Annotated in this window: 10 protein-coding genes; 5 read left to right on the top strand and 5 right to left on the bottom strand. The window is 70.8% G+C overall.

All coding sequences use genetic code 11. The annotated features are described in order from the left end of the window. Positions 1-127 precede the first annotated feature (127 nt). The gene (locus tag AC5Y4Z_RS22460) at positions 128-901 is read left to right on the top strand and encodes an SDR family NAD(P)-dependent oxidoreductase (protein WP_499967083.1); all 774 of its coding nucleotides are present in this window, start codon (positions 128-130) and stop codon (positions 899-901) included. Further along, a complete protein-coding gene (locus AC5Y4Z_RS22455; RefSeq protein ID WP_499967081.1) occupies positions 898-2130 on the top strand; it encodes a zinc-dependent alcohol dehydrogenase in 1233 nt (410 codons plus the stop codon). The genes AC5Y4Z_RS22460 and AC5Y4Z_RS22455 overlap by 4 nt, the downstream gene beginning before the upstream one ends. A gap of 88 nt (positions 2131-2218) precedes the next feature. Here AC5Y4Z_RS22455 and AC5Y4Z_RS22450 read toward each other — a convergent pair whose 3' ends face one another. Next, on the bottom strand, positions 2219-2866 hold the full coding sequence (locus AC5Y4Z_RS22450; protein ID WP_499967079.1) for a class I SAM-dependent methyltransferase: 648 nt from the start codon (positions 2864-2866) through the stop codon (positions 2219-2221). An 88-nt stretch (positions 2867-2954) separates the two neighbouring features. Between AC5Y4Z_RS22450 and AC5Y4Z_RS22445 the strand changes: the two genes are divergently transcribed. After that, positions 2955-3827 (top strand): helix-turn-helix transcriptional regulator, encoded by an 873-nt coding sequence (locus AC5Y4Z_RS22445; RefSeq protein ID WP_499967078.1) that lies wholly within the window; start codon positions 2955-2957, stop codon positions 3825-3827. A 56-nt stretch (positions 3828-3883) separates the two neighbouring features. On the opposite strand, the gene AC5Y4Z_RS22440 is transcribed toward AC5Y4Z_RS22445, so the two are convergent. Genes AC5Y4Z_RS22440 through AC5Y4Z_RS22430 form a run of 3 tightly spaced genes read right to left on the bottom strand, consistent with a single transcriptional unit; the run spans position 3884 to position 6392 of the window. Further along, positions 3884-4765 carry an MBL fold metallo-hydrolase gene (locus AC5Y4Z_RS22440; protein ID WP_499967077.1) on the bottom strand — a complete coding sequence of 294 codons (882 nt, stop codon included), beginning with the start codon at positions 4763-4765 and terminating at the stop codon, positions 3884-3886. Next, positions 4762-5415, bottom strand: a complete 654-nt coding sequence (locus AC5Y4Z_RS22435) for an L-fuculose-phosphate aldolase (protein ID WP_499967076.1) — start codon at positions 5413-5415, stop codon at positions 4762-4764. The genes AC5Y4Z_RS22440 and AC5Y4Z_RS22435 overlap by 4 nt, the downstream gene beginning before the upstream one ends. Further along, complete coding sequence (locus AC5Y4Z_RS22430; RefSeq protein ID WP_499967074.1) at positions 5412-6392, bottom strand: NAD(P)-dependent oxidoreductase; 981 nt, start codon at positions 6390-6392, stop codon at positions 5412-5414. The genes AC5Y4Z_RS22435 and AC5Y4Z_RS22430 overlap by 4 nt, the downstream gene beginning before the upstream one ends. 30 nt (positions 6393-6422) lie before the next feature. Here AC5Y4Z_RS22430 and AC5Y4Z_RS22425 point away from each other — a divergent pair, with 30 nt between their 5' ends. Beyond that, positions 6423-7784: a xylulokinase gene (locus AC5Y4Z_RS22425; RefSeq protein ID WP_499967072.1), complete on the top strand. Its 1362-nt coding sequence runs from the start codon at positions 6423-6425 to the stop codon at positions 7782-7784. A gap of 9 nt (positions 7785-7793) precedes the next feature. Next, positions 7794-8471, top strand: a complete 678-nt coding sequence (locus AC5Y4Z_RS22420) for a GNAT family N-acetyltransferase (protein ID WP_499967071.1) — start codon at positions 7794-7796, stop codon at positions 8469-8471. A gap of 12 nt (positions 8472-8483) precedes the next feature. Here AC5Y4Z_RS22420 and AC5Y4Z_RS22415 read toward each other — a convergent pair whose 3' ends face one another. Continuing rightward, complete coding sequence (locus AC5Y4Z_RS22415; RefSeq protein WP_499967070.1) at positions 8484-9392, bottom strand: class I SAM-dependent methyltransferase; 909 nt, start codon at positions 9390-9392, stop codon at positions 8484-8486. Between the last annotated feature and the right edge of the window lie 70 nt (positions 9393-9462).

The raw sequence follows: 9462 nt of genomic DNA, 5'->3' as shown, positions 1-9462 counted from the left end.
GGTGTCGCCCTCATACCTGGTGGAAGCCATGTTTTACCCCTGTTCGGATCTAGCCAATCTAATATTTAGCCGATATAACAAGCTTCCCCCACTGTACGCTTCCCGCGATTCGCGGCAACCTTGACGGATGGCGTACGAGGCGGCGGGTAAACGGGTGCTGATCACGGGGGCGTCGTCGGGCCTGGGGGCGGCCCTGGCCAGGCAGCTGGCGGGGCGGCACGCGGTGGTGGGGCTGGTCGCCCGCCGGCGGGAGCGCCTGGGTGAGGTTCTGGCCGACTGCCGGCGGGCCTCGCCGGAATCGGCGATGTGGGTGGCCGACCTCGGCGACACCGCGGCGCTGGACGAACTGGCGCGGCGGGCTTGGAACGAGCTCGGCGGCATCGACGTCCTGGTCAACAACGCCGCGATCCCGAAGCGCCGGCCCGTCACGGCCCTGCAACCCGACGAGGTCGAAAACGTCATGCGCGTCAACTTCTTCGCCCCGATGCGGCTGACGCTGGCCCTGTTGCCGCGGCTGCTGGCGCGCGGGACGGGTTTGATCGTCAACGTGTCGAGCGTGGGCGGGCGGCTCGGGATCATCCACGAGAGCGCCTACTGCGCAAGCAAGTTCGCGCTGTGCGGGTGGAGCGAGGCGATGGCCGTGGACCTGCACGGCAGCGGGGTCTCGGTGAAGCTGATCGAACCGGGGCCGGTCGACACCGAGATCTGGGACCAGCCCGGCAGCGAGGAGCCGCTCTACCAGGGCCCCAAGGTTTCTGCCGACGTGGTGGCCGAGGGGGTGATCGACGCGCTGGGCGGTGAGAAGTTCGAGCACTATGTCCCCGACATGAAGGCCGTGATCGATGCCAAGAACGCCGACCTGGACGCGTTCATCGCGGGTGCGGCGGGGATGGCGCGATGAAGGCGCTTGTGTACGGCGTGCCGCCGGAGCCCTTCGACGTTCCCGACGACGCCAACACGCTGACCCAGAACCTGGCCAAGACCCCGACCGCAATGCGGCAGGTGCCCGATCCGCCACTGCCGCACGAGGACTGGGTCATCACGCGCCCGCGGCTGACCGGCATCTGCGGGTCGGACTCTAAGCAGATCCTGATGGATTTCGGAGAGGCCGACGCCGACAACGCCATGTCCGCGTTCTGTTCGTTCCCGCAAGTCATGGGCCACGAGGTGGTCGCCGACGTGGTGGCGCTGGGGCCCAAGGCGCGCGGGCTCGAGGTGGGGCAGCGGGTGGTGCTCAACCCGTGGCTGTCCTGCGGGCCGCGCGGCATCGAACCGCCTTGTCCCGCTTGCGAAACCGGCGACTACAGCCTGTGCTGGAGCTTCACCGACGGCGACATCAAGCCCGGCATCCACACCGGGGTGTCGGCCGACGTGACGGGCGGCTACGCCGAACTGATGCCGGCGCACGACAGCATGCTCTTTCCGGTTCCGGACTCGGTGCCCGACGAGCTGGCGGTCTTCGCCGACCCGTTTTCGGTGTCCCTGCACGCGATCACTCGTCACCCGCCCCCGCGTCAGGGCCACGTGCTGGTGTACGGGTCCGGCTCGCTGGGGCTGTGCGCGGTCGCGATCATGCGGGCGCTGTATCCCGACGTGTCCGTCGCGGTGGTGGCGCGGTTCGCGGCGCAGGCCGAGCTGGCCCGCCGGTTCGGCGCCGCGCTGGTGTTGGATCATGAGCCGCGCCTGGCGGTCATCGAGGAACTGGTCGCGTGGGGCGGCGGCCGGCTGCGCCAGCCGCTTCTGGGCCTGCCGATGGCCTACCCCGGCGCGGTCGACGTCGTCTACGACACCATCGGCAAGCCGGAGACCTTCGAGGTCGGGGTGCGGGTGCTGCGCTCGCGCGGGACGCTGGTGAAGGCCGGCGTGCACGCTCCCGGCCGGTGGGAGTGGAGTCCGTTGTATTTCAAGGAGATCAGCTGGGTGGGGTCGAACGCCTTCGGGGTCGAGGAGGTCGAGGGCCGGCGCCAGCACGCCATCGCGCACTACCTCGACCTGGCCGCCGACGGCCGGGTCGACCTGCGCCCCATGCTGACCCACACCTTCGGTCTCGACCAGTGGCGCGAGGCGTTTCTGGCGATCGCCAACCAGGGCGACACCGGCGCCGTCAAGGTGGCGTTCGACCAGCGCTAGACCCCAACGGCGAGTGTGAATTTCACGACGGTTTCGCCGCGTGTCGCGTCGTGAAATTCACACTCGCGCAGGGCGCTGGTGTCGGGCGCTAAGACGGACGCGTGGCGCGATAGTACGTGAGCCGCCCCACCACGCGTTGGCGGTGCGTGGCCACTTGGGCGCAGTCGAAGCCGGCCGCACGCAGCAGGCGCGGGATCGCGTCGCCGAGGTTGCCCGCCGCGTGCGGGCTGCGCCTGACGAGTCGGGCCGCCACGCCGCCGTCGCCGGACACGTCCCCGCCGATATCGACCAGGTGCAGCCGGCCACCGGGGCGCAGAACCCGGAAGATCTCCTCCGCCGCAGCGGTTTTCGCGTCGTCGCCGATGTGGTGCAGCATCATCGACGACAGCACCCGGTCGAATTCGCCGTCGGGGTAGGGCAGCCGCTGGGCGTAACCGTGCTCGAACCGGACGCCGGTCAGCCGGCGGGCCTTTCGCCGCGCCCGGTCGAGCGCCCGCGGGTCCGGGTCGCACCCGACCGCCTCCAGCTGGGGATAGTCGCGCTTGGCCCGAATGATGAGATTGCCGGTGCCGCTGCCGATTTCCAAGATTCGACGACATTCGGCGAGTTCGGCCTGCGCGATGAGGGTCTGGTGAACCCGCTTCATGCCCAGCAGGCGCGACATCACGTCGTAGCAGGGCAGCAGCGCGTCGTGGCCGGCCGCGGGCAGGTAGTCATGTGGATGATGTTTGACCATGGGAACCATAGTGCGCCGTTGTACGGAGGCATAATTGGGTCATACACGGTTAAAGTTGGATAATTTTCAGCGCAACGACGGGAAAGGCATGACGCAGGCGGCCCGGATTGTCAGCCAACGCAATGGTGTGCCCGTCTACCAGTACCGGGCCGGCCCGGATGTTCCGCCGATATCGGTGCATCGGCACGACCCCGACTCCCCCGACGGCTTCGGCGAGCGGGGTCGCCACATTCATGACTTCCCGGCGCTGTTGTACGTTCCCACGGCCGGCGTGGTGTGCGTGGTGGCCGCGGGTGAGGTGCTCGACCCGGGACAGCTGGAGGATGTGAACGAGGCGATTGCCGTGTTTTTCGATCCCGCCGCGCTCGGCGAGGATGCGCGTTCCCCATGGCCGGCCTGGCGCGCGCACCCGCTGCTGTTTCCGTTCCTGCACGGGCGCTCGGGCGGTGTGCTGCGGCTCGATGTGCCCGAGGGCCGACGCTCGGCGTGGGAGACCGCGATCGGGGCGATCGAAACGGAACTGCTTGAGCGGCAGGACGGCTACCGGCAGGCGGCCCTGGCGCACCTGACCTTGTTGCTGATCGACCTCGCGCGGCTGGCCGGCCCGGCTGTGGCGGAACTGCGGCGCAGCGGCGAGCCGCTGCTGGCGCAGGTGTTCGAGGTCATCGACAGGCGCCACGCCGAGGCGTTGTCGCTGCGCGACGTCGCCAGTGAGCTGGGCATCACCCCCGGACACCTGACGACCGTGGTGCGGCGTCGCACGGGGCGCACCGTCGGCGAGTGGATCACCGAGCGGCGCATGGCCGCGGCCCGCGGGCTGCTGACCGAGACGGACCTGCCGGTCGCCGAGATAGCGAGACGGGTCGGGGTGCCCGATGCCGGGTACTTCAGCCGGCTGTTCAGCCGGGCGCACGGCACCTCGCCGCGCGCGTGGCGCGACCGCTCCAACCCTCGAGTGTGAATTTCACGACGCGTCAGCGGCGTGTCGCGTCGTGAAATGCACACTCGGGCAGGGCGTTAGAGGGAGTCGATGTCCAGCCACTGGTCGACGTCGAACCGGTCGGCCACGGCGCGGATCGTGGCACCGCCGTGGCCGGGGTAGTGCGCGGGTATCACCGCGGCCCTGGCCGCGGCGGCTTCGGTGAATATTCGGCGGCGGGTTACCGCGGCGGCGTCGGCGTCCACGTCGAAGGCGCAGGCGTCGGCGGGGCGGCGCAACTGCAGCGGGCTGTGCGTCAGGTCGCCGACGAAGACCGCCGGCCGGCCGGCGTCCAGCCATAGCACGCAGGAGCCCGGGGTGTGTCCGGGGGCGGGCCGCAGCCGCAGCGACGGGCTGAGCTGATAGTCGTCGGACCACTGGACGAGCTGGCCGGCCGCATCCACCGGCGCGACGCTGTCTTCGAACACCAGCGCTTCACCGGGGTGCTCGCCCGCGGGCCCGTCCGGTGCGAAGTGGCGGTAGTCGGCGGCCGGCACCAGGTATCGGGCGTTGGGAAACGTCGGCACCCAACTGCCGTTCTCGCGCGTGGTGTTCCAGCCGACGTGGTCGGCGTGGATGTGGGTGTTGACCACCACGTCCACCGCGGCCGGGTCGATGCCCGCCGAGCGCAGCGCCGCCAGGAACCCGGTGCTCAGGCGGTCCAGGGCCGGCAGGTGCGGGCGCGCGCGGTCGTTGCCGACGCCGGTGTCCACGACGACGGTCAGCCCGTCGACCTCGACGACCCAGCTCTGGATGGCGACGTGCCACTTCTCGGTGCCCGGGTCGAAGAAGTCCGGGACCAACAGGTCCGCGTTGTCGCTCCATCCTGACGGCGGGGTGTGGGCGAAGGCCTGGGCCGGCACGTCGAAGCGCGTTTCCAACACCCGCGTCACGCTGGCGCGGCCCAGTTGCGTCTTCACGAATTCGCGCGCAGGTAGCCGTACACGCCGGCGAAGTTGCGGTTCACGTCCTCGGGTATGGGTACGGGTCCGCCGAGGGCCCTTGCGCCCCAGACGATTTGGGCGGTCCGCTCGACCAGCGCGGTGATGTGCAGGACCTTGTCGGGCCGCGGACCCACGGCCACCAGCCCGTGGTTGGCGATCAACGCGGCACCGCGGCCCTCGAGCGCCTTGACCGCATTGGCGCCGACCTCGGGCGTGCCGGACGCGGCATAGTCGGTGCACCGCACGTCGCCCCCGCAGTACACGGCGAACTCGTCGATGCAGGCCGGAATCGCCTGGTGCGCAATGGCGAACATGGTCGCCCACACGGGGTGGGAGTGGATGACGCTGCCGATGTCGTCGAACGCCTGATAGCACGCCAGGTGCAGCTTGGCCTCCGTCGACGGCATCCGGCCCCCGGCGGCGTGCAGCACGGCGCCCTCGGGGTCGACCAGCACCAGGTCGTCGAGTTGCATGTCGCGATAGTCGACCGACGACGGCGTGATGACGATGTTGCCGTCGGGGCGCCGCGCCGAGATGTTGCCGGCCGTGCCCTCCACCAGGCCCCGCCGCAGCATGTCCTTGGCCGCATCCAGCACCGCGGTTTCAGCATTATCAACGGATTTCATGAGGCCAGCACCTCCGGGTTGACGATGTGGGCGGGCGCCTTTCCCGACAGCAGTGCCTCCAGGTCGTCGGCCACCATCTGCGCCTGCCGAGCCTCAGTGTCCCATGTGGCCCCGCCGATGTGGGGCGTCAGCACGACATTGGGCATGCCCACCAGCGGATGGTCGGTGGGCAGCCATTCGCCCACGAAGTGGTCCAGGCCGGCTGCGGCCACCTTGCCGCCGCGCAGCGCGTCGACGAGCGCGTCGGTGTCGTGCAGCTGGGCCCGGGCGGTGTTGAGGAAGACCACGCCGTCGCGCATGTCCGCGAACTGTTGCGCGCCGATCATGCCGACGGTGTCGTCGGTGACCGGCGCGTGCAGCGACACCACGTCGGCTTCGGCCAGCAGTTCGTCGAGGCCGTGTTGGGCTTCGTCGTGGTAGGGGTCGTAGGCGATGACCCGCATGCCCAACCCGGACAGCCGCCAGCGCAGGGCCCGGCCCACGGCGCCGAGGCCCACCAGCCCGGCCGTGCGCCCGGCGATCTCCCACCCGCGGAACCGCTGATACGGGATGATGCCGTCGCGGAAGATGTTGCCGCCGCGCACATCCGCGTCGGCGGCCAGCAGGTGGCGGGTGGCGGCCAGCAGCAGCGCCACCGCCATCTCGGCGACCGCGTCGGCGTTGCGGGCCGGGGTGTTCAGCACGGGGATGCCGGCCGCCGTGGCGCCGTCGATGTCGACGTTGTTCGGGTCGCCGCGGGTGGACGCGATCGCGCGCAGGCCGCGCTCGAACACGGGGCCGCTTACCGAGTCGCTTTCCACCACAACGACATCGGCGGCCTCGGCCGCGATCCGCTCGGCCAGTTGCTCGCCACTGTAGATCCGCAGCGGGGTCTGCTCGATCCAGGGGTCGTACACCACGTCGGCCAGTTGCCGCAGTTTGGCGAACCCCGGCCCCCGCAGCGGGGCGGTCACCAACGCGCGCGGTCTCGATGTCATGAGCCCCAATGCTGGCGTACGGTGACGCCCGTGTCACGTGATGACGTCACAATCGGCATCGACATCGGCAGCACGGCGGTCAAGGCCGTGGCCGCCGACGCCGACGGCCGCGTGACGGCGCGGGTACGCATCCCGCACCAGCTGCGGGTCCCGGTCCCCGATCGGCTGGAGCACGACGCCGACGAGGCGTGGCGTCGGGGTCCGGTAGCCGCGCTGCAGAGCCTGGCCCCCGGCCCGGACGTCAAGGCGGTGGCCGTCTCGGCGATGGTGCCCTCGCTGACCGCCGTCGACGCCGAGGGCCGGCCGCTGACGCCGGGCCTGCTGTACGGCGACGCCCGGGGGCGGGTGCCGGGTGAGGACACCCAGCCGCTCCCGGCGCTGGGCGAGGCCGCGGAATTCCTGCGCTGGACGGCCGCCGAGGCGCCCGGCGCCGCGGGCTACTGGCCCGCGCCCGCCGTCGCCAACCACGCCCTGGCCGGCCAGGCGGTGATGGACGTGGCCACCGCCGCCACCGCCTTCCCGTTGTTCGACGGGACCGGCTGGAGCCCGGCGGCGTGCGCCGATCGCGGCGCCACCGTCGAGCAGATGCCGCGGGTGGCCACGATCGGGACGGCCGCCGGCCAGATCCCAGGAACCGGGGCCGTGCTGGGGATCGGCGCCATCGACGCGCTGTGCGAACAGATCGTGGCCGGCGCCGACCGCGACGGCGACGTCCTGGTGCTGTGCGGCACCACGCTGATCGTGTGGACCACGATCCCCGAAGCCCGGCAGGTGCCCGGCCTGTGGACCATCCCGCACACCGCCGGAGGCAAGAGCCAGATCGGCGGCGCCAGCAACGCGGGCGGACTTTTCCTCGGCTGGGTGGATCGCGTTGTGGCGCAAGGTGATCCCACGGCCGTCGACCCGCACCGCGTGCCCGTATGGTCGCCGTACATCCGCGGGGAGCGCACGCCGTTCCACGACCCGGACCGCCGCGCCGTCCTGGACGCGCTGGACCTCACCCACGACGCCGCCTCGCTGCGGCGGGCGGCCTACGAGGCGTCGGCGTTCGTCGTCCGCCAGATCATCGAGCTGAGCGGGGCGCCGGTCGCGCGCATCGTGGCCGCCGGCGGCGGCACCCGGCTCGCGCCGTGGATGCGAGCCATCGCCGATGCCACCGGGCGACCGGTGGAGGTGTCCGCGGTGGCCGAGGGCGCGGCGCTGGGTGCGGCCTTCCTGGGGCGCATGGCGGCCGGCCTGGAAACGTCGATCGCCGACGCCGCCCGGTGGGCCGCGACCGAACGCGTCGTCGAGCCCGATCCCGCGTGGGCGGCGGCGACCGCCGAGCGCTACCAACGATTCCTGGAGCTGGGCAACCAAAGATCTGGCGCCATCCCTCCACCGGCGAACTAGGCTGGTGCCATGACTAACCGGGGGACAGACCACGACCGCAAAGCCGCCCGCCGGGAGATCGCGGACGCGCTCTTGAAGGCCCTCGAACGCCGGCATGAAATCGCCGATCTCGTGGTGGAGTCTGAGAACAACGCGGCCGCGGTGGAGGCGATCGTCCGGCTGCTCGACACGTCTCATGTGGCCGCCGAGGCCGTGATGAGCATGTCCTTCGCCCAACTCACCATCGACTCGCGCCGCAAGATCCTGGCCGAGCTCGAGGACCTCAACAAGCAGCTGAGCTTCACCCTCGGGGAGCGCCCGGCGAGCTTGGGGGAGACCCTCGAGCTGCGGCCCTTCTCGGCCACCGACGACCGGGACATCTTCGGCGTGCGCACCGCGGACGTGGGCGCCGCCGGCGACGGATCCGGCGGTCCGGCCGGCGAGCTTGACGACGAGATCCGCGCGGCGCTGGCGCGCCTCGACGACGAGGAAGCCGCGTGGTTCGTGGCCGTCGACTCGGGCCAAAAGGTCGGCATGGTCTTCGGCGAGCTGCACCACGGCGAGGTCAACGTGCGGATCTGGATTCACCCCGATCACCGCAAGAAGGGTTACGGCACCGCCGCGCTGCGCAAGAGCCGCACCGAGATGGCGTGGTGCTTCCCCGCGGTGCCGATGGTCGTGCGTGCGCCGGCCGCCAAGCCCGTCTAGCCCGATCGCGCCTTAGGTCCGCGTGGCGGTGAGGCTGACGATGTTGCGCAGCTGGGATTCGTCGTCGGTGGGGAACGTCCGGCCGTAGTCGGCGAAGAACTCCCGCCGTGGCCGGGTGGTCACCTGCCAGCCCAGGCCGGCCAGGTAGTCGACGACGTTGCTGCGCTCGCCGTCGAAGAACAGCCCCGACAGGTCGATGTCGCAGCCCAGGTTGGCCCAGCGCTGGTTGAACTGCTGCGCACGTTCGGACATAGTGCGGTTGGGATCGTCGCCGTGGTATTCGGTGGCCACCTTGCTTCCGGGGGCGCTCAGCTCGGTGATGTTGTCGAAGAGCCGGTCCTGCGCGTCGGGCGGAAGGTACATCAGCAGGCCCTCGGCGCTCCAGGCCGTCGGGCGGGAGGGGTCAAACCCGCTGCGGCGCAACGCCGCCGGCCAGTCGTCGCGCAGGTCGACGGCGACCGTTCGGCGCTCGGCGGTGGGCGCGGCGCCCAGATTGGCCATCGCGGCGGTCTTGAACTCGACGACCTTGGGCTGGTCGACCTCGTAGACCACGCTGCCCGGCGGCCACGCCAGCCGGTAGGCGCGCGCGTCGAGCCCGGCGGCCAAAATCACCGACTGGGTGACGCCGTCGCGGGCGGCGTTGAGGAAGAAATCGTCGAAGAACCGCGTGCGGACGGCGATCGAATCGGTCTCCAGCCGCAGGTCGCGCTCGCCCGTCTGGGACTCCGACGGCACGACCCGGCCGTCGATCAGGCGGGTGAAGAAGTCCAGGCCGACCGCCTGCACCAGCGGCGCGGCGAACGGGTCGTTCATGATCGCGTCGTTCTCCGCGCTGGCCAGCGCGCGGGCCGCGGCGACCATCGTGGCCGTGGCGCCCACGCTGGAGGCCAGATCCCAGGTGTCTTGCTCGGTGCGCGACATGGTGCTCCCACTTATTTAGCCAATGCAATGAGCCACCAGCACTCTACGCCTTACCGCCGCCCCAAGTGGG

This window comes from Mycobacterium sp. NGS63 (assembly GCF_059812295.1).
Note: the sequence above shows the minus strand (reverse complement) of the source record. Positions and strands in the feature narration are given on the sequence as shown.